Source organism: Streptomyces sp. NPDC004752 (assembly GCF_053601275.1).
Genome location: NZ_JBSGBN010000019.1, coordinates 46,135 through 71,045 on the forward strand (window position 1 = coordinate 46,135; position 24,911 = coordinate 71,045).

A 24,911-nucleotide genomic window follows, 5' to 3' on the forward strand; every position below is an offset into this window, starting at 1 on the left:
GGTGCCGTTCGGCGTTCCGTTAGGCCCCGTGGCAGCCCTGGTACGTTCCTCCCGTCCCGCACCAGCAAGCCGCCCCCCGTTCCGGGGGCCAGGTCTGGGCTCGGCCTCGGGCTGCCAGTGTTGTTGCGTACTGGGGCAGCAACTCCACCTCCGTCGGGGAGGATGCCTCCGATGCCGCGAATGCCTCGTACGACGGGACCGTGCCCGTGACGATGCCCAGGTTGGCCGTGCCCGAGGAGGACAGTTCGCGCAGGGAGGACTCTATGGTCGTCAGGTGCTGCTCGCGGGACGGGTACTCGGTCGCGAGGGACGGGTAGGCGGACAGCAGTTCGTCCAGTTCCGCCGTCGGCCAGTGCAGCACCGCCACCGGGAACGGGCGGGACAGGGCCTCGCGGTGGGTGCCGAGTTCCGCGCGGAGGCGGGAGATCTCGGCCGCCAGTTCCGCCGGGTTGTCCGAGCCGAGGGACCATACGCGTTTGGGGTCGTGGAGTTCGTCCAGGGACACCGAGGAGGAGCGGGTGGAGTGGAGGGTGTCGGCCAGGTTGTCCCAGTCGTCGTGGGCCGCGCCCAGCATCCGGCGGACGCGGTGGCGGCCGAAGAGGAGGGGGTGCGTGGCGTACGGGGGCTCGGGGACGTCCGTCAGGAGCAGCGTCGCGCCCTGTGTGAACGTGTCGTGTGCCGCTTCCAGTTCGTCGTGGGATTCGAGGGCCTCGGCCACGATCACCCAGGGCGCGGGGTCCCGGGGAGCGGCGGTGCGGACTCCGTCGATGATCGCGCGGGCCTCCGCCTCGTGGCCGTACTCCCAGAGGTTGGCCGCCTTCAAGGCCCGTACTAGGTAGGGGGTATCCAGGGTGTCAGGGGCGGACAGCAGGCGGTCGTAGAGCGCGGTCGCGGCGGGGCGGTCGCCGGCGAGTTCCAGGTGTGCCGCGGCCTGGAGGAGCAGGGCCTCGGCGTCCTCGGGATAGCGGCCGGCGGTCCGTTCCAGGCGTGCCGCTTCGGCGGTGTGGTCGACGTTCTCGGCGGGCGTGTCGGGGCGCATGGGGGACACCGTACTGCCGATGGCCGACAGGGAGGGCGGCGGCCAGGGGACCGGCCCGGTGAGGGGAAGGGCGTGCGGGAGGGGGTGAGGTGCCGGTCGTCGGGGGTGTGGGGCCGCGGACGCCATCGAGGTGGAGACGGCCGCGGCGATGTACACGTATGTCGGTTGTCGGTGACACGATCCTGCGGCAGACGTCGGCACGCGACTCGGGCGTTCCGCGGCCGTGCCGCGCTCGGCCGTGAGGCCCGCGTACGGCTATGCGCTCCCGCCCACTGAGCACAAGGCTCAGGTCACCCCCGTTCCCGCCCACTGATCACAAGGCTCAGGTCACCCCCGTTCCCGCCCACTGACCACAAGGCTCAGGTCACCCCCGTTCCCGCAGTGCCAGCACGCTTGCCGCGCCCGTCACCGCCAGGCCGGCCGACACGGCGATCGCCACGTCCGCTCCGTGGGACAGGCCCGCGCCGGAGGATGTGGCCAGGGCGATGGTCAGGGCCACGCCCGCGCAGGAACCGAGGTAGCGGAACGTCTGCTGGGCGCCCGAACCCATCGCGGCCCGCTCGACCGGTACCGACTCCACCGCCAGCAGCGGAAGCGCCGCGTTCAGCAGGCCGCTGCCCACCCCGCCGAGCACGAGCCCCGGTAGCAGCCGGACCCAGGAGTCCGCGTCAAGCGCGCCCAGCATCGTCAGCGCGCCGATCGCGTGGAGCAGGAAACCGGCCGCCAGTTGGCCGCGCGGCGGCACGCGCCCGGCAAGGCGCTTCGCCTGGAGCGCCACCGCGAAGGACAGCCCGGACCAGAGCAGGATCAGCCATGCCGTGTGCATCGGTGACAGGTGCAGCGTCTGCTGCATCAGTGCCGGGAGATAGCTGAACAGGCCGATCACCGCCAGGCCGGTGAACAGGCCGCCGGCCGAGGACGCGAGGAAGCGGGGGCTGCGCAGCAGACCGAGGTCGATCATCGGGGTGCGTACCCGCCGCTCCACGATCGTGAAGAGGACCACCAGCGCCACGGTCGCCGCCAGCAGCAGTCCCACCGGCGCCCGCAGCCAGCCGTCCCGGCCCAGCGTGAGCGCCGCGACCAGGGCGACCAGCGCCAGCCCGAAGGCCGCGGCCCCGGCCGTGTCCGGCCGTCCGCCCCGCGGCGAGCGCGACTCGGACAGCACGCGGACGCCCAGCCCCGCGACCAGCAGCGCCGCCGCGCCCAGGACGGCGTACCCCACCCGCCAGTCGGGCAGCGCGCCGGCGACCAGCGGGCCGACCGCGATGCCGCCGCTCACGAACGCGCCCCACACGCCGGTCGCGTGCAGCCGTCCGCGCGGGCTCGGGAACGCCGCCACCAGCAGGCCCAGACTGCTCGCCAGCAGCGCCGCGCTCGCCGCGCCCTGGGCGATGCGGGCCAGGGTGAAGGCCCAGGTCGACGTGGCCAGCCCGCCGAGGGCCGTGGTGATACCGAGGGCCAGCGTGCCGGAGAGGAAGACCCGGCGGCGGCCGTGGTCGTCGGCGAGGCTGCCGGCCACCAGAAGCAGCGCGGCGAGGCCCAGCGGGGTGCCGTTCAGGAGCCACGCCTGGGCGGAGACGGAGGTGTGCAGGGTCGCCGCGGTGTCCGGCAGCGTGACCGCCGGTGCCGTGTACGTCATCAGGGCCACCGCGGTCGCGGCGCTGGTCAGGGCCAGGGTGGCGGTGGGCCGGGGGCGCGGAGGCGATGCTGTGGCGGGCGCGGCGCGCGGGGTGCTCCGGGGGGTCGCGGCCAGGAGGGTTCTTTCATTGAACCTAGTCATGTGCGCTACCGTAACATCGTCGGTTCGGTCATTGAACCAAGGCGTCGGAAAGTGGCTAAGGTGGTCCCCATGGCACTGGGCAAGGACTACGCGACACAGGAGTGCTCGATCGCCCGCGCGCTGGAGGTCGTCGGCGAACGCTGGACGCTGCTCGTCGTCCGCGACGCGATCTACGGCGTCCGGCGCTACAACGACTTCCTCGTCCACCTCGGCATCCCGCGCGCCGTCCTGTCGGCCCGGCTCAAGGTGCTGACCGACGAGGGCATTCTCGACCGGCGCCGCTACCAGGAGTCGCCGCCCCGGGACGAGTACGTCGTGACCGAGCGCGGGATCGCGCTGTGGCCGGCGCTGCGGGCACTCGCCCTGTGGGGGCGCGAGCACTTCATGGACAGGCAGTTGCGTTCCTTCCGGCACGTGGACTGCGGTACGGAACTCGGGCCGTACGGCGAATGCCCGGCCTGCGGAACTGTCGTGCCCGTCGGGGACGTTGTCATCGTGCCGGGCCCCGGACTCGATCCCGATCCGGCCGACCCGGTCAGCCGGGCGCTCCTGAAACCGAAGCGGCTGCTGGAGCCCTTGGTGATCGAGCCCGCATCGACGGGGGAGCCCGCATGACCGACGGGGGACCCCGTGTGACCGACCGGGGACCTCGTACAACGGCCGAGACTCCGGGGACACAGACTCCGGGGACACAGACTCTGGGGATACAGACTCCGGGGACACAGACTCTGGGGATACAGACTCCGGGGATACAAGGGACCCTGTGTAGGGGCACAGGGGATCCTGTATATCTGTAAACCTGTGTAACGACGGGCGGTACGGCAGAGACCGAGACGTGCGGCAGCACGGCACGTACGAGCGCGCGAGGGGAGGGGCGATCGATGGTCCGTAGCTGGTTCGCCCTGCGCCCCGCCGCCGTCCTCCTGTTCCTGCTGCTCGAAGTCGCCCTGCTCGACACCGGCGCCCTGTCCGCCACGGTCGCGCTCGCCGCGACCGCCGCCGCGGCATCTGCGCTCGCCGTCTGCACCCTGATCGCCGCCCGCTGCGCCCCCGCCGTACCACCCACCCGGGTCCGTACGGCCATCCGCGACCGGGCCCGGCGTACGGCCTTCCTGCCCCAGCGGGACCCCGACGCCTCGGGCCGGCCACGGCCCAGAGCACCCGGGCACGCCCTCCCGGCGACCACCGCGTAGGGCTCACCCGGACCACCGGACACGCACGTGACCCCCGCGCGGGTCGTCATGCCGCCACGCACATCCGTCACCCCGGCACGACGAGACCCCACGGAGGGCTCACCCATGTCCGTTTTCGCCAGCCTTGTCGAGCAGCTCGCCGAGCTGCTCCGGCCGCTCTTCCACGCCTCCGCGGCGGCCGCCGCGATCGTCCTGTTCACCGCGTTCGTCCGGCTGCTGGTGCATCCGCTGTCCCGGGCGGCGGCGCGCGGGCAGCGGGCCCGGGCCGCGCTCCAGCCCCGGATCGCCGAGCTGCGCCAGAAGCACGGGAAGGACCCGCGGCAGTTCCAGCAGTCCGTGCTGGAACTGCACGCCGAGGAGAAGGTGTCGCCGCTGTCCGGCTGTCTGCCCAGCCTGTTGCAGCTGCCTGCCTTCTTCCTCCTCTACCACCTGTTCTCCAGCACGACGATCGGCGGGGAGACCAACGGGCTGCTCACGCACGAGCTGTTCGCCGCGCCGCTCGGGGGACGGTGGACGGACGCCCTCTCCCAGGGCGGGGTGTTCGGCGCGGCGGGCACCGTCTACCTCGGCCTGTTCGCCGTCGTCGCCGCCGTCGCGACCTTCAACTACCTGCGGACGAAGCGGATGACGGCGGCCGACGCGCCGGTGCCGGCCGGGGACGGGCAGGCCCCCGGGCTCGCGGCGGTCGGCCGGGTCATGCCGTTCTTGTCGTACTTCACGCTGCTGACCGTGGCCGTGGTGCCGCTGGCCGCCGCGCTGTACGTGGTCACCAGCACGACCTGGAGCGCCGTCGAACGGGTCGTGCTCTATCGGTGAGCGGTGAGCGGTGAGCGGTGAGCGGTGAGCGTGGGCGGTGGGCGCCCGTGGTCACCGGTCGCGCTGGTTACGGTCCAGTACGTGAACCGGGTGTTGCGGGCCGCGCGGTGACCTTGGAGGATCGACCAGTCCTCCGATGGCTGCATGGCTGCGCCCATCGGTCGGGGCGCCCGCGATCGAGGGAGATGGTGACCATGAAGCTGCTGCGAGTCGGTACGGCGGGGGCGGAGCGACCCGCGCTGCTCGACCCCGAGGGGACCCTGCGGGACCTGTCGGGACTGGTCGACGACATCGACGGGGCACTGCTCGCCGACGAGGCCGCGCTCGGCCGGGTCCGGGCCGCCGCGGAGGCCGGGGACCTGCCCGTACTGGACGCGACCGGGCTGCGGATCGGGCCGCCGCTCGCGCGCATCGGGAAGATCGTCTGCATCGGCCTCAACTACCACGACCACGCCCGCGAGACGGGGGCCGAACCGCCCGCCGAGCCCGTCCTCTTCTTCAAGGCCGCGGACACGGTGGTCGGGCCGAACGACACCGTGCTCGTGCCGCGCGACTCGGTGAAGACCGACTGGGAGGTGGAGCTGGCCGTCGTCATCGGACGTACGGCCCGCTACCTGGAGTCCGCGGAGGAGGCGCTCGGGCATGTCGCGGGGTACGCGGTGGTGCACGACGTGTCCGAGCGGGAGTTCCAGATCGAGCGCGGCGGGACCTGGGACAAGGGCAAGAACTGCGAGACGTTCAATCCGCTGGGGCCGTGGCTGGTCACCGCGGACGAGGTGCCGGACCCGCAGAACCTGTCGCTGCGGCTGTGGGTCAACGGCGAGCTGAAGCAGGACGGGACCACCGCCGAGCAGATCTTCCCGGTCGCGGAAGTCGTGCGATACGTCAGCCGGTTCATGACGCTCTATCCCGGTGACGTCATCAACACCGGTACGCCCGCGGGGGTGGCGCTGGGGCAGCCCGAGCCGAAGCCGTATCTGCGGGCCGGGGATGTCGTCGAGCTGGAGATCGAGGGGTTGGGGCGGCAGCGGCAGCAGCTCAAATCGGCGTAAGCGCTCCGCGTAAGCGCTCCGCTGGGGGCGGGGGAATGGGGGGTGTTCGGTACGGGGGGTTGTTCGGCTGCGGGTGGGGGGTGGCTGGTGGCCGGTTTGCGCAGTTCCCCGCGCCCCTGGGGTGGGGGAGTTGGTGGTTCCTCGGGTGCGGGTTGTCTGTGGTCGGTCGCGCAGTTCCCCGCGCCCCTGGGAGGTGGGGGTGGTGGTTGTGGTGGGGTGCGGGTTGTGGGTGGCTGGTCGCGCAGTTCCCCGCGCCCCTTTGGGGGCGGTCAGTTGGTTTGGTTGAGGAGGGTGGGTCGACGCTGTTGCGCCGCCAAGTCTTCGACGCTATTGCGCCTCCAACTCCTCGGAGCTCTTAGGGCGTGCAGCTCGGGGTGATCCGCGGGTGGTGGCTCAGAGCGTCACTGCCACGCCGTCGCGGGCGGACCTGCGGGCCGCCTCCAGCACGTCGAGGGCGTCGGCCGCCGCCGTCGCGGTGACCGGGTTGGCACCGGCGCCGGTGAGGGCGTCGGCCACCGCGGCGTAGTACGCCGGGTAGTCGCCGGGCAGGGTGGGTACGGGGGTGCCGCCGCCGGTGAGCGGGGACTCGCCGGAACCGAGGCGGCCCCACCGGGACTCGGGCTCGGCGCCCCAGCCGGATCCGGGCCGCCGCCCCTCGCGCAGGGCCGCCTCCTGCGGGTCGAGGCCGTACTTCACATAGCCCGCGCGCGAGCCGAGCACCCTGAAGCGGGGGCCGAGCTGGGCGGCCGTCGCGGAGACATACAGGTGGGAGCGGACGCCGCCGGCGTGGGTGAGCGCGATGAAGGTGTCGTCGTCGGTCTCGGCGCCCGGGCGGCGGATGTCCGACTCCGCGTACACCTGGGTGGCCGGGCCGAACAGGACCAGGGCCTGGTCGACGACATGGCTGCCGAGATCGTAGAGCAGACCTCCGATCTCTGTCGGGTCGCCGGACTCGCGCCAGCCTCCCTTGAGCTGCGGACGCCAGCGCTCGAAGCGGGATTCAAAGCGCCGGACGTCGCCCAGCGCGCCCTCGGCCAGCAGGGCGCGCAGGGTCAGGAAGTCGTTGTCCCAGCGGCGGTTCTGGAAGACCGACAGCAGCAGGCCGCGCTGCTCGGCGAGGGCGGCCAGCTCCCGGGCCTCGGCGGCCGTGCCGGCCAGCGGCTTGTCCACCACGACCGGCAGGCCCGCCCCGAGGGCGGCGGTGGCCAGCGGGACATGCGTCCTGTTCGGGGACGCGATGACGATCAGGTCCAGCTCGCCCGCGCGGTCGAACAGCTCGTCGGGACGGGCCGCGAGTCGGACGTTCGGGAACTCGGCGCGGGCCCGCTCCTGCCGTTCGGGATCCGCGGTGACCACCGTGTCGAGGGTGAGGCCCTCGGTGGCGGCGATCAGCGGGGCGTGGAAGACGGAGCCCGCCAGGCCGTAGCCGATCAGGCCCACGCGAAGGGCGGTGCCAGTCGTCGTACCAGTCGTACCAGTTGTCATGCGGCCTACTTTCGCAACGCCGTTGCCAAAGCACAACGCAGTTGATGTGGGCGCCGCTGTTCGGGCGGTGGGACGGTTGCTGTCGGTCATGGCGTCGGTCGTGGTGTCGGTCGTGGCGTCGGAGTGGCCGAGGACGGCGACAAGCGGCCCCCAACCAACAAGTGACGCCGGGGGAAGGCCGGGGGCTCGGTGCTGGGCCGGGTGGGCGGATGCGCGGCGCCGTACGAGTGTCCGTGCGGGGCGGTGCCGTCCCCGCTCGTCCGGGGTCCGGCACGGTCATGTGCTCATGCGACTGTGTCCGCCCCTGTCCCTCTGTCTCGCCGCGGCCGCCGCCCTCGTCCCCGTCCCGCCGACTCCCGCGCAGGACGGTCCCACTCCTGGCTGTGTCGGCCCGGACACCCGGGAGTTCCCGCTGACCACCCGGATCCGCGGGGGACCCGCCTCCTATGTCGCCGGGGGCGGGCCCGGGAGCTGGTATCTCGACCTCACCAACACCACCCACGACACCTGCGCCGACATCCACCCGGTCGTCGTGCTCGTCGACGACCGGCACGCCCTCAAGTCCTCCCAGCCCCGTATGGAGTTCTACGACGGCCCGCGCGTCCGCCCCGTGCGCTTCGAGACCACCGACGAGGACGAGCTGGTCGGCGTCTTCGAGGGGGACGGCTTCGGCGGGTTCACCGTGGCGCCCGGCGCGACCGTCACGGTGCGGGTCAGGCTCTCGGTCACCGCGGACACCGAGCCCGAGACGGTCACCGCCAACGCCGCCGTCGTACAGCGGCGCGGCGCGGACGGCGACTGGGTCGGGCAGTCGAACGACTACCGGTTCACGGTCGCGGACGGCCGGGCGCCGGACACGGCGGAGAACGGGGGCGGGGCGGACGGCGGGTCGGCCGGCACCGTTTCCACGGTGCACGCCGAGGCGGGGGATACGCCCGAGAAACTGCCCGGCCTCGGGTTCGGCGCCGTCGCGTACTCCGCCGCGGTCGGGCTCGTCGTGTTCGCCGCCTGCGCAGCCGTCGTCCTCGGGGCGCGTCGGCGCCGGTGATGCCCACACTCGGCGTCCCCGCCCCCGGCGCGCCAGCCCCGACGGCGACGATCCCCGGGTGGACGCCTCCCGCGTGGACGACTCCCGTCACTGAGGCGCCATACGGCGCGGAAGCACGGCGCGGAAGCAGTCGGTCACATTGCCACCGCGGGTGACCGACGCCGCAGCACGCCCCGTTCGGCGGAGCGCTTACGCTGGGGGCGCCGGTACGCCGTGGTTCCGGTGCCTCCAGCCCTTGACCGTACGCATGCCAGGAGACCGAAGCACATGGCAGACCGCAGGCCCATCGAGTCCTGGCTCACCGACATGGACGGCGTGCTGATCCACGAGGGCGTGCCGATCCCCGGCGCCGACGCCTTCCTGAAGAAGCTGCGTGACTCCGGGCGCCCGTTCCTGGTCCTCACCAACAACTCCATCTACACCCCGCGCGACCTGCACGCCCGGCTGAGCCGGATGGGCCTGGACGTGCCGGTGGACAACATCTGGACCTCCGCGCTGGCCACCGCCCAGTTCCTCGACGACCAGCGCCCCGGCGGCAGCGCCTATGTCATCGGCGAGGCGGGACTGACCACAGCGCTGCACGACATCGGGTACATCCTCACCGACCACGAACCCGACTACGTGGTGCTGGGCGAGACCCGCACCTACTCCTTCGAGGCCATGACCAAGGCGGTACGGCTCATCCTCGGCGGCGCCCGCTTCATCTGCACCAACCCGGACGAGACCGGCCCCTCCACCGAGGGCCCGCTGCCCGCCACCGGCGCCGTCGCCGCGCTGATCACCAAGGCCACCAGCCGCAAGCCGTACTTCGCGGGCAAGCCGAACCCGCTGATGATGCGCACCGGCCTGAACGCGATCGGCGCCCACTCCGAGACCAGCGCCATGATCGGGGACCGCATGGACACCGATGTGCTGGCCGGCATAGAGGCGGGGATGCAGACGTTCCTGGTGCTCACCGGCCTGACCCGGCCCGAGCAGGTCGAGGACTACCCGTACCGGCCGTCCAAGGTCGTGGACTCGATCGCGGACCTGGTCGACCGCATCTGAAACCTTTGAAGCCTTTGTAAACCTTTGAAACCTTTGTGACCCGAACGGCGCAGTCGGACGCCGTCGAGGATGCGGGCCCGTGGGCCCCGGGGGAGCCTCCAAGTACTGGAGGTTTCACGATGGGCTCACTATCCCTCACTCTCGGTACAGGAATGCTGGCCGCCGTGGCGCTCGCCCCGTCGGCGTACGCGGCGGACGGCGGCGGAGTCTCGGTGGCCCCGTCCGCCCCCGCCCCCGGCACCGACGCGGCCCTGCGGGTCGCCGGCTGCGACACGAGCACGGGCACCGCGGTCTCCGACGCGTTCGCCACGGACGGCAGCCTCACCGCCATGGACGGCACCTTCGCCGCCACCGAAGGCACCTTCACCGCCGCGGAAGGCGGCCCCACCGGCGCGGTCGGCACCCTCACCGGCCGGATCCGGATCCGGCCGGCGGCCCCGTCGGGCCCCCACGACGTGCGCATCGCCTGCGGCGGCACACAGATCACGGGCACCGTCACGGTGGCCGAGGCCGGCTTCGGCGCCGCGCTCCCGACCGGCGTCCCCGCCGCCCCCGTCGCCACGCCCGTCGCTGCGGTCGCCACGCCCGTCGCTGCGGTCGCCACGCCCGTCGCCGCGGTCGACGCGACGGGTGGCGACAGCGCCTATTTCGCCTCCGTCGCCACCCGCTCCGCGGGTCCCGGCCTCGTGCACGCGGTCATCGGTGTCGTCCTGGTCGGCCTCGCCGCGGTCGCCATAGGGCTGCGCAGCGCCCGCCGGAGCCGCGGCAAGGACTGAGAGCGCCCGCCAGACGTCAAGTCCCGTATCTGTGGCTCTCCGTCACCCCCGCAGGCAGCCCGCAGGCAGCCCACAGGTGGCCCGGAGCGCCACCCGGGGGCACCGGATGCGACGGCCCGCCTGCCCTTCCGTAAGCTCGACAGGGTCGCCGCGGCCTCGTGACCGGCACGGCGGGTATGTCACGATTGAGCCTCACGAGAGTGCACCCAGGGGGGAGTTGGATGTACGTCAGCAGGGGGGTCCCGGCTTCGGCGCGGGCACGGGCGTCCGCGCTGGTGCTGGGGGCGGTGCTACTGGTCACCGGATGCTCGTCGTCGGACGACGGGAAGAAACCGGGCGACGCGGGCGCCCGGATCACTCAACAGCCCAAGGACGCCGACCCGTTCTGGGTGAACCCGGACGGGAACGCGGCCCGTCAGCTCGCCACCTACGAGAAGGGCGGCAAGGACGCCGAGGCCGACCAGATAAGGAAGATCGCCGAGCATCCGACGGGGGAGTGGGTCGGTACGGAGAACCCGGAGCGGGAGGCGCGCGGCTTCACCGAGGCCGCTGCCGAGTCCGACCGCACGGCGCTGCTCGTCCTCTATAACATCCCGCACCGCGACTGCGGCCAGTACTCACAGGGCGGGGCCGCCGACGGCAACGCCTACCGCGACTGGATCGACGGCGTCGCCCAGGGCATCGGCGACCGGGCGGCGACGGTGATCCTGGAGCCGGACGCCCTGCTCCACCTGGTCAACGGCTGCACCCCGGACCAGTTCCACGAGGAGCGCTACGACCTGCTCAAGGGCGCCGTAGCCAAGCTGAAGTCCCTGAAGAACACGAAGGTGTACCTGGACGCGGGCAACGCCGGCTGGGGCCACCCCGACCAGATCTTCGAGCCCCTCCAGTGGGCCGGCGTCGACCAGGCGGACGGCTTCTCCGTCAACGTCTCCAACTTCTACTCCACCGAAGAGTCCATCGCCTACGGCAAGCAGCTCTCCGCGAAGGTCGGCGGCAAGCACTTCGTCATCGACACCAGCCGCAACGGCAACGGCCCCTACACGGGCGGCAATCCGGACGAACGCTGGTGCAACCCGCCGGGCCGGGCGCTGGGCGAGCCGCCGACGACGAAGACGGCGGACCCGCTGGTGGACGCCTACCTGTGGGTCAAACGCCCCGGCGAGTCGGACGGCGAGTGCAAGGGCGGCCCCAAGGCAGGCGAATGGTGGCCCGCCTACGCCCTGAAACTGGCAAAGGCTTCCAACTGACGTCAGTCCCCGCGCCCCGAAGGAGCGCGAGGTCGTGTGGATATGCGGCTCCACCGCGTGGGCGGCGCGCCCAGCCGAAGCGAACCGGCAGCCGCAAGGCGTCCAAGCCGGTGCGGCGAGCCGCTACGGCCGGCGGGGTGTCCACGCGCGCCATTACCGCACTTCACGCCCAGACGAAACGACCCCCGTCCAGGTGCGACGGGGGCCGATCTCAGTTCCCGGGCACGGAGCCAGGGGTACCGTTCTGGTGTCGATGCAGAACGGAGACCGGTATGCCCCTGCACACTGACGAGCACACAGGCGCACGCATCGCGCACACCCGCAAAGTCCGCCGGTTGACGCAACGCGAGTTGGCCGACCTCTCACACGTCTCTTACAGCACCTTGACCAAGGTGGAGCAGGGCGTCCTGCCCCCAAGTCCCTCGGTGATCGGCGCACTCGCCCGCGCCTTGTCCGTTGCGGTCACCGAATTGACCGGTCAGCCCTACCTCGAAGAACTGAGGCAGGACCAACTGGACGGCCTGATCAACCCGATTCGCGAAGCCCTCAACGTCTATGACCTCGGCCCGGACCCGGACGTGACTCCGCGCCCCGTCGAGGAGTTGGAGGCACACGCGGACAGGCTGTGCGCCATGGTCCGCGCGACGAACATCAAGCAGGTTGCCGCCGACCTACCCGGCCTGATCCACGAGGCCACGGCAACTGCGCACAGGGACTCGGCAGACCGCAGCTGGCGGTTGCTCGCGAGCACGTACCGGACCGCGTACGACGTGACGACGAAACTCGGGTTCGCCGACCTGTGCACCGTGGCGCTCGACCGTATGGACTGGGCAGCGCAGCGGGCCTCTGACCCCGTGCTGACGGGGATGCGTCAGTACCTGCGGGCACTCGCCTATCTCCGGGCGAGCGACTACCGGACGGGTAAGCGGCTGGTCCAGTTGGGCATGGCCACCCTGGAGCAGGCAGAGCCGGGGCGCGTGACGGATGCCGTCACGGGACAGCTCCACCTCGGCGCCGCCGTGCTGGCTGGACGGGACAAGGACAAGGACGCGGCAGAAGGACACCTCAGCGAGGCAGAGCGCATCGCGGAGCGGACCGGTCCGGCCGAGAAGGTGCATTGGCTGTCCTTCGGACCGACCAACGTCGGCGTCCACCGGGTCAGTGTGCTGGCTGAACTGGACCTGTATCCGGAAGCCGTGCATTCCGCGCAGGAGACCACGATCCCGGACGGGTGGCCTCCGTCGCGACTCGCACACCATCACGCCGAAGTGGCGCGAGCGCAGATGTGGACGGGACGCACGGATGCAGCGTTCAAAAGCCTGTTGACGGCACGCAAGCTGGCACCGCAGCAGACGCGGTATCACCCCACGGTGCGCGAGACATACGCCGGGCTGGAGGCAGCCAAGCGCAGGATGCCCGAAACCTTCAGCAACTATGGTGCATGGCTTCATATTTGACGTAGCGTCAAGTCATGGCCGGAGCTATCAGCGATGACTGATAGTTCCGGCCTTCGTCTGTCGGCACGATGCCAGGGTCAGAAGACCCCCGCGACCGTGCGACCGGTCCGGGGGCGTGGCCACCAACCGGTAAAGGGTTGACGACGTGCCCCATACAACCAGAATCCCCACGCTGAGCCAGCGAGCGGGGGTCAGCCGATGACCAGGGCGGACACCGACGCCGGGCAATGGGAGTACATGACGTACGCGCCCAGGGGCGAAACGTGCCCCTCGTGCCTGAAGCCGATCAAGAGCCTTGAGGTCTGCCGCCGGGGAATGCTCGCAGGTCGGGACGCCTCTCCCGTCGTCGCTTACTGGCACACGGGCTGTGCCGCGAAGGGGACGGCACAGTGACCCAGACTCAGCAGCGCAAGGCTGGGCGCCCGCGCTTGCCGAAGGGGTGGACTTCCTTCTCTTCGAAGCCGGACGGCAAAACCACGGCGCACTGGTACGCGGCCTCTCCGTACCCGGTGGATGCCCTCAAGGCGGAGTACGGCAGGAGCGCGCAACCGCTGTGCCACACGGTCGTTGCGGCCACGTGGACGGAACTGCACGCAGAGGTAGCCGCTCAGGCCGAGTTGTACGGGCGGCTTACCGACGAAGTAATCGAGAGAACCGTCAGTGCGCCGAAGCCGCCGAAGTGCCGCCGAGCTGCTGTAGGCCATGCTCGCCGGACAGCCTGAACAGGACAGTGCCGCCAGGCCCGTACTGGTTCCAGCCGTCGGCGTGCGACCGGCTCGTCCCGACCCGGCCGCTTCGCGAGGCCCTGGCGCAGCTTCGCCCCGAGCCCACCCCACATGTCGCGCTCGCGGCCCAGCTCGGCATCGCCCCTTGGATCCCGTGCTCGTCGGTGGGTGACGCCCCAGGACACCGACGAGCACGGCCCAACCCCTGCGGCCGGGGAGGATCCGGCCCGGCCGCAGGTCCTACACAGAGACGAGCCCCCATGACGAAGCTGTTCTCTTCCTTGACCTGGAGAGTGTGCCTTGCTCACAGCACCGACATTCCGCAGCATCGAAGGCGCCTACATCGCCTTGCTGGAGCTTGCAACCAAGGAGCCCGAGCACCGCATTGACGCACGAGGCAACGCGGCCCTCGAAGTGCTCGGCGTCAGCTTCAAGCTGCCCAACCCGAGACAGCGCCTGCCCTTCTTGGCCGAGCGTAAGGTCAACCCGGTCTTTCAGTTCGCCGAAGCGCTCTGGTACCTCGCCGGCCGCCGTGACCTGGAGATGATCGGCTACTACGCGCCGTCCATGCAGGCCAGCAGCGCCGACGGAGTCAACCTCGGCGGATCTGCGTACGGCTACACGCTGTTCACCCCCGCCGACGGCGAGAAGCGGTCGCCTTTCGAACAGGTCGTGGAGTTGCTGCGGAACGAGTCGGACAGCAAGCGCGGGTACCTGCCCGTGTTCTCCGCGAAGGAACTCGCCGACCGCGCCAATCCGGACGTCGCGTGTCTGGCCGGTCTGCATCTGCTGGCCCGTGACGGCCGCCTGCACATGGTGTGCAACATGCGCGCCAACGATCTGGACTGCGGCCTGCTGAGCGACGTGTTCTCTTTCACGATGATCCAGGAGTTCATCGCCATCCAACTCGGGCTGCGGCTCGGCACGTACACCCACACCATCGGCTCCGCGCACGTCAACGACGCCAACGCGGACCGGGTCCGCCGCGTCCTCAACGAGGTTGCGACCCGCACGGCGCCGACCACCTTCCCATTCCCCGCGATGCCCGAGTCGACAAGTGCGGAGACCATCTCCGATGTCCTGCGGCACGAGCAGGCGCTGCGCCTGAACCGGCTCCGCTACAGCGCCCAGCACATTCAACGCCTGGACCTGGAACCGTACTGGAAGCAGGTGGTGATGTTGTTCGAGCTGTACCGGCAGATGCAGCACGACAAGACCGCGGCCGTCGACCCCGTCCTCGTGGCCGCGCTCGACCCGGGCCTGCGCTGGCTCATGAAGCGCAAGTGGCCGGCCTGCATCGCGGCCACCACCGGGAGCGCGCAGTGAGCGCCGCCGGCAAGCCGGTGAGCGGTGCCGTCGTCGACGGCGTGGAGTTCGACCGCTGGGCGGTCGTCCTGTGCAAGCCGGACGCCGTGGCGCGGGGCCTGGTCCCCCGCATCCTGGACATGATCGCGGCGGCAGGGATCACCGTGTCGGACCGCATGGACGTAGTTGCGCAGCCATGGCAAGCACACGTTGCCTACCGGGACATGCTCGCCGACCCCGGCCGCCGCAACCTGAGCGATCTGCCGTCCTACATCGACGCCGCCTACGTGGGACGGACCGTCACGGTCGCCCTGGCGCATGGTGAGCCCGGTGTGCACGCCCGGCTGCGGCAGCTCATCGGCCACACCGACCCCACCCGGGCAGTGCCCGGCACGATCCGCGGCGACCTCGGCAACGACAGCATGACCGCCGCGTCATCCGAGAAACGGCTCGTGCGTAACCTGGTCCACACCTCCGATGACCCGGTCGGCGCCCGCCGCGAGTACGGCACTTGGTACGGCCCCGGTGTCCGCCTGCGAGTGTCCGACTTCGACCGCTGCTCGGTGATCCTCTGCAAGCCGGACGCCGTACAGCGTCATCTCGTCGACACCGTACTTGACCGGTTCACCGCGGCCGGTGTCACGATCGCCAACCGCCTTGATGTCACAGTGCAGCCGTGGCAGGCACACGTGCACTACTGGGATCTCCTCGTTGACGCCGACCACTTCCCGGACCGGGACATTCCCGCCTGCCTGGACGACGCGTACGTCGGCAAGACGGTCTCGGTCGCCCTCGCCTACGGCGAGCCTGGCATCCACGCTCGCCTGCGGCATTTCATCGGGCACTTCGACCCGACCCGGGCCGCTGCCGGCACCATCCGCGGAGACCTTGGCAACGACAGCCTTGAGCGTGCCGTCGCGGAGAAGCGCCTGGTGCACAACCTCGTGCACACCTCGGACGATCCGGACGCCGCCCGCCGCGACTTCGGCACCTGGTTCGGCGCCACCCGCCGTCTGCTGCTCACCTCCCCCTCCGGCATCCCGATCCAGCCCACCCATGCCGAATGACCACCCAGCCTCCGGAGGTTCACGTGACCCCTCCCGCCACGCCGCGCCGCCTGCTCCCCCTTCTGACGCCTGAGCAGATCAGCGGGCTCAAGCCGGAACTTGCTGACGTGATCGAGTACCGCAAGTCAGGTCTGTCCCTGAACGACATCATCGGCTGCCCGCTTGAGTGCGGATACTGCGTCCGGCACCTGTTCAGCAACTTCGAGATGAAGACGCCGCGACGGCTGATGGGCGACGAGGCCGCCGTCGAAAGTCTCGTCAGCCACCCGTACTTCCGGCCCCACACGACGCCCATCCAGCTCTACAACCGGGCCACCGACCCGATGCTGCCGGTCGTCAAGCCGCATCTGTTCACGAAGCTGCGGATGCTCGACGAGCGGGGCCTGACCAACCACGTGCTGATCATCACTCGATGGCGGGTCGACGCCGACGACTGCGCCGTTCTCAACAGCTTCAAGCACCTGCGGCTCACCGTCCTGGTCACCCACTCCGGCATCGACGACACGCGCATCGAGCCGGTGGACTCCACCATCGCGGCGAAGAGCCTGCACACCTTGTACGAGTACGCCGAGTGCTACCGCACCATCCTGTACTGGCGGCCGATCGTGCCTGGCCTCAACGACTCCCCGGAACACCTCGAACGGGCCCGTGAACTGTCGCTGCACGCGCACGCCACGGTGTTCACGGGCTTGTTCTTCCGCGACGAGATCAAGGCGTACTACGAGGGTCATGGCCTGCCGTCGCCGTACGACACCACGGCACGGCGGAAGATCATGCCCGAGCCGGCCGAGCAGCGAATCATGGACGCCTACGAGTCCCGCCACATGCCCGGCGGAGCCTCCTGGGGGACCCTGTTCCGCAAGACGAGCTGCGGTGTCGCCTACGCGCACGGAGAGGCCGACTACAACGGCCACTACGGCATCAAGGAGCTGTGCGACATCTGCCCGCCGAAGCAGATCGCGCTATGCAAGCGGGCGTGGCGCAAGCCGGAATTGGCGGAGGTCACCCGCGAGGCGCGCGCTCTGGGGGCGGTCGGCGACGTTGAGGTCAATGACCGTGCCATCGTCGTGGAAGGACTGGACGAGCCGCCCCGCTACTTCCTGCAGCACGGGTTCGGCTTCCAGTGCCATGCCCGCGAGCACCCCCACCTGTACCGCCAGCACGGCCGGGCCCCCGTCGGCTGGGAGGCGGAGAACGGAACCGACCCCACATGATCTTCAGCACCTGGCCCTCGCTGCTCGTTGTCGACGTCGAAGGCAACGGCACCACTCCGCCCGACCTCGTCGAGGTGGCCGCTCTGCCCATCCGGGACGGCTGCCCCGACAAGACCTCAGCAAAGGCGTGGCTGACTCGCCCCAACCGCCCCGTCACCTCCTTCGCGACCCGGGTGCATGGCCTGTCCAACGACGACTTGGCCAACGAGCCGGCATGGGCGGAGATCGCGGGCCAGGTGCACGCCTTCATGGGCACGGCGTGGATCTGCGCGCACCACGCCCACACCGACTACCGCGTGCTGAGCGCCCACCTGCCGAGCTGGGAGCCGGCCGGTGTCCTCGACACCCTCCGACTCGCCAGGACCACCTTCCCGGACCTGGGCAAGTACAGCCTGGACGCCCTCATCGAGCACGTGAAGCCCGACCTGAGCGGGGCCCCCGCCCAGCGGCACCGGGCCACGTTCGACGCGTTCGCCACGGCGCAGCTCCTCATCGTCATGGCCTCCCGATACGAGACCTGGGACCGGTTGGTCGCCGCAGCCGTGCCGCCCGGCCTGCCCGGTGCCCCCGAACCAGAACAGGACCCGACCCTGTGGTGACCACTTTCCAGCCCATCCGGATCAGCGTGCTCGGCACGCACTCGACCGGCAAGACGACGCTCCTGAAGCGCATGGAAATGGAGCTGCGCGGCCACGGCCTCACCGTGGCCCGCACCGGCCGACTCGGCAAGCGCGCGGCCGAGGCCGGCCTGCCGAAGATGCAGCACCACACCGCGCAGTCCACAGAGTGGATCATCACGCAGGGCATCGTCGACGAGATCGGCGCCGTCGTCCAGGGCGCCGAAGTCGTCCTCGTCGACCGGGCCGCTCACGACGCCATCGCCTACTGGCACGCCGCACTGGCCTTCCGCGCCGAGACGCCGCCCCGCCTCGAACGGGAGCGGCTCCTGGCTCTCGCATCGACGCAACTATCCAAGTACGACCTGGTGTTCGCCACCGTGCTCGACGAGGGAGTGCCGGTCGACACCAGCCACGACTACGACGCCGATTTCCGGCGCCTCGTCGACGAGCACGCGCACCGCCTCCTGGCCAACGAGAACATCTCTCACCAGCGCGTGACCAGCGACCCCGGCAGTCAGGCCCACGCTGTCGCCGTGGCCATCCGCCTGTGCCTGAAGGAGTCCCTGGTATGACGACGCCCCCGCCGGAACCATCACCATCGCCGGGAAAACCGTGTCCCGGCTCGGATTCGGCACCATGCGGCTGACCGGCCCCGGCACCTGGGGTGACCCGGACGACCGCGACACGGCGCTTACCGTCCTCCGGCAGGCCGTACACACCCACGGCATCAGCCACATTGACACCGCCGATGCCTACGGCCCGCATACCGTCGAGCACCTGATCCGCGACGCGCTCTACCCCTACCCGGAACACGTCTTGATCGCCACGAAGGTGGGCATGGTCCGCCCCGCACCAGGACAGTGGAGGCCGCTGGGCAACCCGTTCTTCCTGCGCGCCACCGTCGAGGCGAGCCTTCGCCGTCTGTACGTCGAACGGCTGGAGCTCTGCCGGGAGCTGGACATCCCTTACATGGTCTACCGGCCACTCGGCGCCGACACGTTGGCCCGGGTACACGGGCCTCAAGCACCGCTGGACTGGCTTCTGAACTACGGGCCCCACATCGCGTCCATCCCTGGCACCGGCCACCCTCGCCACCTGGATGAGATCGTGGCGGCCGTCCGGAGCAGTCCAGCTTGATGCCGACCGTCACTGCCGCAGCGCCCGTAAGACGTCGCGCTGCCTATGAGAACTGGCGGCCACCGGTGGTAGGCGTCGCGCTTTTCTCCCCGTCGGCGCCGACCGCCTTGCCGTAGCCGACTTGCGGGGGATGCTCATGTTGCCGGTGGGAGGTGCCCTCGACGGACAGACCCCAGAGGATGCAGCGCACCACGTGCTTTCCGGGGCTGAGCTGTGGTCCTTACGTCGTGTCATGGTGGACGCGGTGCAGACACGACGCAGGAAGATCATCACGCACGTTCTGGCAGCACCGTCCGTGACCAGCGAGGTGGTGAGCACGCTGGGCTATCACGATCCGCGAGCCACGATACGCATCATCCCCACCGCGCAGTTCCTGAACGAGGCGTGGCCCAAGACGCGGCTGCAGGTCGTGGTAGGGCTGCAGGCACTCGCTACCGGCGTAACCGTCCTCATCGAAGACGGCAGGGCACGGAGAGCGCCAACGCAATCTGCCACCTGAGCCCGCTGTGCCACCGAACCCCCGACTCGGTGGGCGAATCGCGCCCCGAAGGGGCGCGGGGAACTGCGCGACCAGCCACAGCGCTCCCGCGCTCAAAGGCAAACCCCCGTTAGCAGCCACCCAAGCCAGCGCAGCGCTCCCGTGCCCGAAGAACGAACCCGCGTTGCCGGCGGCCCAAGCCGGCGCAGCGCTACGGTGCTGCGGCTACGGAACCTTCACCCACTGTGCCTTGGACGGTGTTCCCTGGTCGTCGTCCACGAAGAGCATGTACCACCCGGACTGCACCAGGTTACGGTCCTTCGGTACGGTTACCGTGATCTTGTCCCCGGATGTGGTGAAGTCCAGCGCGACGGACCGCTGGTCGACGTCCGTCACATGGGTGGAGGCGCTGGGCCGGATCAGCCGGACCTTCTTGATCGTCGAGGCGTGCTGGGAGGTGAAGGTCCCCGAGGCGCCGCGGGCGATCGTCTTCGGTCCGCCGGACAGCGAGGGCCGTGAGTCCCGGTAGAGATACGGCGGCGTGTAGATCTCGATCCGCTGCTCGAACTTGCCCGGCTTGGTGTTCGCCTTGTCCGCGTACAGCGAGTCGGACCCGAAGAACATCACCCGCCCGTCGGGCAGCAGGATCGACCCGGAGTGGTAGTTGCGGCCCACCAGCGGGTCGGCCACCTGCGTGAAGCTGTTGCTGTCCGGGTGGTAGATCCGCGCCTGGTGGATGTTGGAGTCGCTGCGCCCCCGGTAGTCCTGCGAACCGCCCGAGACCAGCACGGTGTCATCGGGCAGGATCGAGGACTGCGGGTAGCGGGTGCCCTCCTCCAGCGACGGCCCGTCCACGAACTTCGGGTGGGTGGCCTTCAGGTCGATCAGCCGGGTCTTCTTGCTGGACAGCTTGGACTCGCCGACCCCGCCCCCGCCGATCACCAGGTATTTCTCGTCCTGCGCGGGCGGCAGCAGCACCGTGCCGGAGGTCTCCATCATGTCGGCGTCGCTCAGCCCGGTCAGCTTGGTGAACGCGTTGGTCTGTACGTCCCAGATGCCGGGGTCGCGGCCCACGTCGTCGGGGCCGTAGCCCGCGTTGGAGCCCGAGTAGAAGATCTTCCCGTTCTCCATCAGGAACAGGGCCGGGTAGGTGGGGAACTGACGGATCTTCTCGGTGTACGTCCACTTCTTGGTCTTCGGGTCGAAGATCTCGTTCTTGCCCGGGACCAGCTGCCCGATGTCATCGAGGCCGGAGACGCTGAGGATCTTGCCGTCGCTCAGGGTGGTCAGCGTCGGGTACCAGCGGGCCTCGTTCATCGGGTCGACCTTGATGTACTTCTCGGCGACCGGATCGAACTCGTAGGCGTCCCGGATCCCCTGGAAGTCCTTCTTGTCGAGGGCGAGTTTCTGCGCGATGCCGTACGTGTTGCGCGCTTCGGTGCCGGTCAGCCCCTGGATCCGATAGTTGTCCTGGGTGCCGGTCTCGTACTGGGTGCCGCTCTGCTTCGCCTCGACGTAGATCCGGCCGAGCCCCGGGTCGTTTCGCAGAAAGGCACCGGTCGTCTTGTCGAAGACCTTCTTCGCGCGCGGCACCAGGACCGGGTCCTTCGATATGAAGGTCTTGCCGTTCTCCTTGCCGGTGAACTTGGTACCCGCGGGCAGGGTGATCGGCTCGTCCGGGTTCTCGTTGTGCACGACCATCAGGCCACCGGCCTTGGTGATGTCACCCTTGAGTTTCTCGTACCGCTTGGTCCCGCCGGCGATGAGCAGATTGCCGTTGGCCAGCTGGGTGTGGCCGGTGCAGAACAGGTCGTTGGGCGTGGGCACCTTCTTGATCGTGCCCTTGACCGGGTCCCAGATGCGGGAGTCGAACTTCTTCGCGTCGAAGTTCTCCTGGTCGTTGCCCGACCCCGCGACCAGCAGCACCTTGCCGGTGTGCAGGAGCGCCGCGTGGATGGTGTGCTGGCGGTACTCCTCGGGGAACTCGATGATGTCCCACTTGCCGTTGGCGGCCTTGTACTCGGGTTTGTTGATTTTGTACTGGTGGTATTTCTCGGTCCCGAAGCGGTACAGCCACGGCCCGTTCATCCCGGCCAGCGCGAGTACCACCGCCGTGCCTATCGCGAGTCGACGAGCACGGCGGCGACCGGCACTGTCGTTCATTCCTTACGTCCCCCAAGTCCACCCAGGGTGATTTGCATGGTCTGTTCGTTGGTCCCGTTCGAGGCGGCCCAGGTGGGCCGCTGCTGCGGGGCGTGCGGCGCGGGTGCCGCGGGCATCGCGTCCTGCGGTTCATGGCCGACCGCCGCAGCGCCCGACGCGACGCCCGCCGAGGTGGCCGGCAGGCCGGCCGCGGGCCGCTTGCGCTCCTGCCGCAGCGTGTACCGCCAGGCGAAGACCGGTGCCGCGGTGATCAGCAGGGCGAAGATGGCCCAGGTGACCATCGCCGGGTGGGAGTGCCCGAAGACGAAGCCGGCGGCGAGCGATCCGCCGAAGACCAGGATGAAGAACCAGTGGATCCGGAACGTCCCGAACAGCGTGTCGGGGCTGGCCGACTCGCCCTTGGGCGTCACCACGAACTTGCTCTTGCGGCGCAGCACGGCGTCCATCAGCGAGCGGGCGTAGATCGGCGCGGACAGCGCGGACATCACCATGCCGGCGACACCGCCGGAGCCCTCCGGCTCGTGCGGGGAGACGTTGTGCCGACGGTTCCAGATGTAGAGGCCGATCTGGAGCGCGGAGGCGTTGCCGTAGAGCATCAGCCACACCGTCGGGTCGATGTTCACACCCGAGGCGCCCAGGCCCAGGAACAGCGCGCAACTCAGCGCCGCCAGAATCCAGTTGAGGGCGGACATCGGATAGAAGATGATCATCATGGTGTAGTTGAAGAGCTTGCCGGGCGGCAGCGAGAAGAAGCCCTTCCAGTACTGCTTGAGGATCGTCTCGTAGGTGCCCCGTGACCAGCGCAGCTGCTGGGTGAAGAAGTCGGTCCAGGCGTTCGGGCCCTCGCCGACCGCGAGCACGTCCGGCGTGTACACCGACTTCCATTTCCGGCCGGTGGCCGGGTTCTTGGCGCGGTGCATCTCGAAGCCGGTGGCCATGTCCTCGGTGATCGAGTCGTACAGGCCGCCGATCTGCTTGATCGCCTTGATGCGCACGGCGTTCGACGTGCCCACGAACATCGGGGCGCCGTACCGGTTGCCCGCGCGCTGGATCAGCGCGTGGAAGAGGAACTGCTGCGACTCGGCGGCCTTGGTGACGAAGGTGTCGTAGTTGCCGTACACCTGCGGGCCGATGACGAAGCCGACGTCCGGGTCGCGGAAGTAACCCAGCATCCGCTCCAGGTAGTTGGGCAACGGCACATGGTCGGTGTCGACCGAGGCGAAGAAGTCGTACTCGCTGCCGTGCGCCTCCAGCCAGGCGTTGTAGTTGCCGTGCTTGGTCTTGGCGCGGTGCGGGCCCTTGGGCTGGTTCCACTTCGTGACGCCCTTGCGGGAGAAGTGGTGCACGCCGAGCCGGGCGCAGACCTCCTTGACCTCCGGGTCGTCGCCCTCGTCGAGCAGCCAGATGTGCAGCAGGCCCCGGTGGCGCAGCCGGACGGCCGCCTCCAGGGTCTTGGTCACCATCTCCAGCGGCTCCTTGCCGGGCACGAAGGAGGTCAGGAAGGCGACTCTGGTGCCGGTCTCGGGAACCACCGGGACGGGGTCGCGGGCGACCAGCGTGGCGTGCGCGTTCGACAGGACGTTCATGCACCGGAAGAACTCGATCAGACCGATCGAGACCAGCATCACGATGTCGAGCGCGGGCAGGAAGTCGTAGGCGGGGTAGTCGCGTTCGGTCCAGTGCTCGGGCTGGAGCAGCCAGGCCAGCAGGACCAGCGAGAGCAGCGGGGCCGCGCCCAGCATGAGCGCTGCGCGTATGCGGTGCGGCTCCTGCGAGAGCAGCGAGCGGTACTGCACCTTGTACGGCTTGCCGGGATCGGGCTGGGTGAGGGGTCCTGCCAGTCGGCTGTAGTGCTCGTAGTCGTATCGCGGCAGGTTCTTCTTGATCCGGCGGAAGGTCCCCGTGTTGCCGGTGCGATGCCCAGGCACTCTGAGCTGTGTGGTCTGTGACGGGTCGAAGTTCTGCCGGGCGCCCGTCGGCGTCGACGTCATGAGTCATCCCCCCACACGCGGAACACCGCGTGTCAGTCGGTTCGTTGCACGCCCCTTCTGGTCCCCCTCGACCTTCGCGGGCGCATCAGTGGTGGGTCACCGTCACCACGTCATCCACACCTTATAGACATGGAACCGCGACGTTCCGGTTGCAGGGTGCCCCCCTCGGCATCCGATCATGGACGGGTCCCCTCTCCCCGTCGCTTCGGCAACCGGTTCCCTTTCCCCCCAAGCGCCGCGTATCGGCGGCAGCTTGAACAACCAGGTTTCTACGGTGCCGAGCATGATCGCAAGATGCGAAACGCGGTGTTCACCGGTCATACCCGCTCATTGTGGTGCGTGTGGGGATCCTGTGGACGCGTTGTGACGGCGGGGGACAGCCGGGTGCGGATGTTGTCGAAGTGGTCTCTTATGGCCTCCTCCGCCCGTATGGAATCGCCGGACCGGACCGCGTTCAGGATCTCCCGGTGCTGGCGGCAGGTGACCCGCGGATCGCTCGGTGCCTCCACCAGGTCCCGCCGTACGCGATGGAAGGCGTCCCAGAACGCCTCCAGCACCTCGCTCAGCAGGGCATTGTCCAGCCCCCGGTAGAGCGTGGCGTGAAACGCTCGGTCGGTCTCGGCGAGGCCGGCTCCCTGCGCGGCCCGCTGTTCCATACGGTCGACGAGCGCCTCCAGTTCGGTCAGATCGGCCTCGGGGAGCCGCCCGGCCAGCCGGGAGACCAGCCCCGCCTCCATCGCCTCGCGCAGTTCGAGCAATTGGAGCAGGGAGTCCTCGCCCCGGTGGTGCCCGGCGAGCGTGCGGAAGGCGAGGCCCTCGACCATCGGGGCGAGGGACATCGGGCCCACATAGGTGCCGAAGCCGTGCCGGATCTCCACGATGCCCATCGCCTGGAGGGCCTTCAGTGCCTCCCGCACCGAGTTCCGGCTCGCGCCGAGGAACGCCATCAGTTCGGGCTCGGTCGGCAGTGGTGCCCCGGAAGGCAGCCGTTGGTCGACGATGAGTTTCTTGATCCGCTCTTGCAGGTCTCGGGCTGCCATGGCCAGAGGGTATCCGGCCAAACAAGCGACGATGGCGAGCACGATCCGCACGCTTCGCGGACCTGACTCGCCATCGTTGTCGTGCGCCGCCAGGGACTCGAACCCCGGACCCGCTGATTAAGAGTCAGCTGCTCTAACCAACTGAGCTAGCGGCGCCTGCTGACGCGAGAACTCTACCCGACCCCGGAGTGTGCTCCCGACCACCGGCGGGCGACGCGGGGGTGCCCG

22 protein-coding genes and 1 tRNA gene are annotated in these 24,911 nt (G+C 69.7%); 16 read left to right on the plus strand and 7 right to left on the minus strand.

Annotation, left to right across the window (positions count from 1 at the left end; translation table 11 throughout):
• Positions 1 to 19: 19 nt before the first annotated feature.
• Positions 20 to 1,039, minus strand: a complete 1,020-nt coding sequence (locus ACWEKM_RS10850) for a hypothetical protein (RefSeq protein WP_451620833.1) — start codon at positions 1,037 to 1,039, stop codon at positions 20 to 22.
• A gap of 364 nt (positions 1,040 to 1,403) precedes the next feature.
• Positions 1,404 to 2,819, minus strand: coding sequence for an MFS transporter (locus ACWEKM_RS10855; protein WP_451620834.1), 1,416 nt, complete (start codon positions 2,817 to 2,819; stop codon positions 1,404 to 1,406).
• 69 nt (positions 2,820 to 2,888) lie between these two features.
• Between ACWEKM_RS10855 and ACWEKM_RS10860 the strand changes: the two genes are divergently transcribed.
• From ACWEKM_RS10860 to ACWEKM_RS10875, 4 genes are all read left to right on the plus strand, one after another.
• Entirely contained in the window at positions 2,889 to 3,434 is a 546-nt protein-coding gene (locus ACWEKM_RS10860; protein ID WP_451620835.1) for a winged helix-turn-helix transcriptional regulator, read from the plus strand.
• A gap of 266 nt (positions 3,435 to 3,700) precedes the next feature.
• Entirely contained in the window at positions 3,701 to 4,012 is a 312-nt protein-coding gene (locus ACWEKM_RS10865; protein WP_451620836.1) for a DUF6412 domain-containing protein, read from the plus strand.
• 105 nt (positions 4,013 to 4,117) lie between these two features.
• The gene (locus ACWEKM_RS10870; RefSeq protein WP_451620837.1) at positions 4,118 to 4,828 is read left to right on the plus strand and encodes a YidC/Oxa1 family membrane protein insertase; all 711 of its coding nucleotides are present in this window, start codon (positions 4,118 to 4,120) and stop codon (positions 4,826 to 4,828) included.
• 194 nt (positions 4,829 to 5,022) lie between these two features.
• Positions 5,023 to 5,880, plus strand: a complete 858-nt coding sequence (locus ACWEKM_RS10875; RefSeq protein ID WP_451620838.1) for a fumarylacetoacetate hydrolase family protein — start codon at positions 5,023 to 5,025, stop codon at positions 5,878 to 5,880.
• 393 nt (positions 5,881 to 6,273) lie between these two features.
• Here ACWEKM_RS10875 and ACWEKM_RS10880 read toward each other — a convergent pair whose 3' ends face one another.
• On the minus strand, positions 6,274 to 7,365 hold the full coding sequence (locus ACWEKM_RS10880) for a Gfo/Idh/MocA family protein (RefSeq protein WP_451620839.1): 1,092 nt from the start codon (positions 7,363 to 7,365) through the stop codon (positions 6,274 to 6,276).
• A 286-nt stretch (positions 7,366 to 7,651) separates the two neighbouring features.
• Between ACWEKM_RS10880 and ACWEKM_RS10885 the strand changes: the two genes are divergently transcribed.
• The 12 genes from ACWEKM_RS10885 (at position 7,652) to ACWEKM_RS10940 (ending at position 19,510) form a co-directional block, all read left to right on the plus strand.
• Entirely contained in the window at positions 7,652 to 8,413 is a 762-nt protein-coding gene (locus ACWEKM_RS10885) for a hypothetical protein (protein WP_451620840.1), read from the plus strand.
• 267 nt (positions 8,414 to 8,680) lie between these two features.
• Complete coding sequence (locus ACWEKM_RS10890) at positions 8,681 to 9,460, plus strand: HAD-IIA family hydrolase (RefSeq protein ID WP_451620841.1); 780 nt, start codon at positions 8,681 to 8,683, stop codon at positions 9,458 to 9,460.
• 119 nt (positions 9,461 to 9,579) lie between these two features.
• The gene (locus ACWEKM_RS10895; protein ID WP_451620842.1) at positions 9,580 to 10,236 is read left to right on the plus strand and encodes a hypothetical protein; all 657 of its coding nucleotides are present in this window, start codon (positions 9,580 to 9,582) and stop codon (positions 10,234 to 10,236) included.
• A 221-nt stretch (positions 10,237 to 10,457) separates the two neighbouring features.
• Positions 10,458 to 11,486: a glycoside hydrolase family 6 protein gene (locus ACWEKM_RS10900; RefSeq protein WP_451620843.1), complete on the plus strand. Its 1,029-nt coding sequence runs from the start codon at positions 10,458 to 10,460 to the stop codon at positions 11,484 to 11,486.
• 272 nt (positions 11,487 to 11,758) lie between these two features.
• Positions 11,759 to 12,943: a helix-turn-helix domain-containing protein gene (locus tag ACWEKM_RS10905; RefSeq protein WP_451620844.1), complete on the plus strand. Its 1,185-nt coding sequence runs from the start codon at positions 11,759 to 11,761 to the stop codon at positions 12,941 to 12,943.
• Positions 12,944 to 13,968: 1,025 nt separating this feature from the next.
• On the plus strand, positions 13,969 to 14,994 hold the full coding sequence (locus ACWEKM_RS10910; RefSeq protein ID WP_451620845.1) for a thymidylate synthase: 1,026 nt from the start codon (positions 13,969 to 13,971) through the stop codon (positions 14,992 to 14,994).
• On the plus strand, positions 14,991 to 16,040 hold the full coding sequence (locus ACWEKM_RS10915; RefSeq protein WP_451620846.1) for a nucleoside-diphosphate kinase: 1,050 nt from the start codon (positions 14,991 to 14,993) through the stop codon (positions 16,038 to 16,040). The genes ACWEKM_RS10910 and ACWEKM_RS10915 overlap by 4 nt, the downstream gene beginning before the upstream one ends.
• A gap of 23 nt (positions 16,041 to 16,063) precedes the next feature.
• Positions 16,064 to 17,254, plus strand: coding sequence for a radical SAM protein (locus tag ACWEKM_RS10920; RefSeq protein ID WP_451620847.1), 1,191 nt, complete (start codon positions 16,064 to 16,066; stop codon positions 17,252 to 17,254).
• A complete protein-coding gene (locus ACWEKM_RS10925; RefSeq protein WP_451620848.1) occupies positions 17,251 to 17,853 on the plus strand; it encodes a 3'-5' exonuclease in 603 nt (200 codons plus the stop codon). Before ACWEKM_RS10920 ends, ACWEKM_RS10925 begins: the two co-directional genes overlap by 4 nt.
• A complete protein-coding gene (locus ACWEKM_RS10930; RefSeq protein WP_451620849.1) occupies positions 17,850 to 18,446 on the plus strand; it encodes an AAA family ATPase in 597 nt (198 codons plus the stop codon). The genes ACWEKM_RS10925 and ACWEKM_RS10930 overlap by 4 nt, the downstream gene beginning before the upstream one ends.
• A 40-nt stretch (positions 18,447 to 18,486) precedes the next feature.
• Entirely contained in the window at positions 18,487 to 19,011 is a 525-nt protein-coding gene (locus ACWEKM_RS10935; protein WP_451620850.1) for an aldo/keto reductase, read from the plus strand.
• Between the two features lie 232 nt (positions 19,012 to 19,243).
• Positions 19,244 to 19,510, plus strand: coding sequence for a hypothetical protein (locus tag ACWEKM_RS10940; RefSeq protein ID WP_451620851.1), 267 nt, complete (start codon positions 19,244 to 19,246; stop codon positions 19,508 to 19,510).
• 204 nt (positions 19,511 to 19,714) lie between these two features.
• Here the strand turns inward: ACWEKM_RS10940 and ACWEKM_RS10945 are convergent, their stop codons facing one another.
• The 4 genes from ACWEKM_RS10945 to ACWEKM_RS10960 all read right to left on the minus strand — a co-directional run bounded on the left by ACWEKM_RS10945 (position 19,715) and on the right by ACWEKM_RS10960 (position 24,839).
• Positions 19,715 to 21,652 carry a galactose oxidase-like domain-containing protein gene (locus tag ACWEKM_RS10945; protein WP_451620852.1) on the minus strand — a complete coding sequence of 646 codons (1,938 nt, stop codon included), beginning with the start codon at positions 21,650 to 21,652 and terminating at the stop codon, positions 19,715 to 19,717.
• Positions 21,649 to 23,643, minus strand: a complete 1,995-nt coding sequence (locus tag ACWEKM_RS10950; protein ID WP_451620853.1) for a glycosyltransferase family 2 protein — start codon at positions 23,641 to 23,643, stop codon at positions 21,649 to 21,651. The genes ACWEKM_RS10945 and ACWEKM_RS10950 overlap by 4 nt, the downstream gene beginning before the upstream one ends.
• A gap of 317 nt (positions 23,644 to 23,960) precedes the next feature.
• Positions 23,961 to 24,683, minus strand: a complete 723-nt coding sequence (locus ACWEKM_RS10955; RefSeq protein WP_451620854.1) for a FadR/GntR family transcriptional regulator — start codon at positions 24,681 to 24,683, stop codon at positions 23,961 to 23,963.
• 82 nt (positions 24,684 to 24,765) lie between these two features.
• A tRNA-Lys gene (locus ACWEKM_RS10960) sits at positions 24,766 to 24,839 on the minus strand.
• Between the last annotated feature and the right edge of the window lie 72 nt (positions 24,840 to 24,911).

Bases quoted from the DNA above. Each gene is read 5' to 3' on its own strand.
- ACWEKM_RS10850 (WP_451620833.1), bottom strand. From the start codon at position 1,039: ATGCGCCCCGACACGCCCGCCGAGAACGTCGACCACACCGCCGAAGCG.
- ACWEKM_RS10855 (WP_451620834.1), bottom strand. From the start codon at position 2,819: ATGACTAGGTTCAATGAAAGAACCCTCCTGGCCGCGACCCCCCGGAGC.
- ACWEKM_RS10860 (WP_451620835.1), top strand. From the start codon at position 2,889: ATGGCACTGGGCAAGGACTACGCGACACAGGAGTGCTCGATCGCCCGC.
- ACWEKM_RS10865 (WP_451620836.1), top strand. From the start codon at position 3,701: ATGGTCCGTAGCTGGTTCGCCCTGCGCCCCGCCGCCGTCCTCCTGTTC.
- ACWEKM_RS10870 (WP_451620837.1), top strand. From the start codon at position 4,118: ATGTCCGTTTTCGCCAGCCTTGTCGAGCAGCTCGCCGAGCTGCTCCGG.
- ACWEKM_RS10875 (WP_451620838.1), top strand. From the start codon at position 5,023: ATGAAGCTGCTGCGAGTCGGTACGGCGGGGGCGGAGCGACCCGCGCTG.
- ACWEKM_RS10880 (WP_451620839.1), bottom strand. From the start codon at position 7,365: ATGACAACTGGTACGACTGGTACGACGACTGGCACCGCCCTTCGCGTG.
- ACWEKM_RS10885 (WP_451620840.1), top strand. From the start codon at position 7,652: ATGCGACTGTGTCCGCCCCTGTCCCTCTGTCTCGCCGCGGCCGCCGCC.
- ACWEKM_RS10890 (WP_451620841.1), top strand. From the start codon at position 8,681: ATGGCAGACCGCAGGCCCATCGAGTCCTGGCTCACCGACATGGACGGC.
- ACWEKM_RS10895 (WP_451620842.1), top strand. From the start codon at position 9,580: ATGGGCTCACTATCCCTCACTCTCGGTACAGGAATGCTGGCCGCCGTG.
- ACWEKM_RS10900 (WP_451620843.1), top strand. From the start codon at position 10,458: ATGTACGTCAGCAGGGGGGTCCCGGCTTCGGCGCGGGCACGGGCGTCC.
- ACWEKM_RS10905 (WP_451620844.1), top strand. From the start codon at position 11,759: ATGCCCCTGCACACTGACGAGCACACAGGCGCACGCATCGCGCACACC.
- ACWEKM_RS10925 (WP_451620848.1), top strand. From the start codon at position 17,251: ATGATCTTCAGCACCTGGCCCTCGCTGCTCGTTGTCGACGTCGAAGGC.
- ACWEKM_RS10940 (WP_451620851.1), top strand. From the start codon at position 19,244: ATGGTGGACGCGGTGCAGACACGACGCAGGAAGATCATCACGCACGTT.
- ACWEKM_RS10945 (WP_451620852.1), bottom strand. From the start codon at position 21,652: ATGAACGACAGTGCCGGTCGCCGCCGTGCTCGTCGACTCGCGATAGGC.
- ACWEKM_RS10950 (WP_451620853.1), bottom strand. From the start codon at position 23,643: ATGACGTCGACGCCGACGGGCGCCCGGCAGAACTTCGACCCGTCACAG.
- ACWEKM_RS10955 (WP_451620854.1), bottom strand. From the start codon at position 24,683: ATGGCAGCCCGAGACCTGCAAGAGCGGATCAAGAAACTCATCGTCGAC.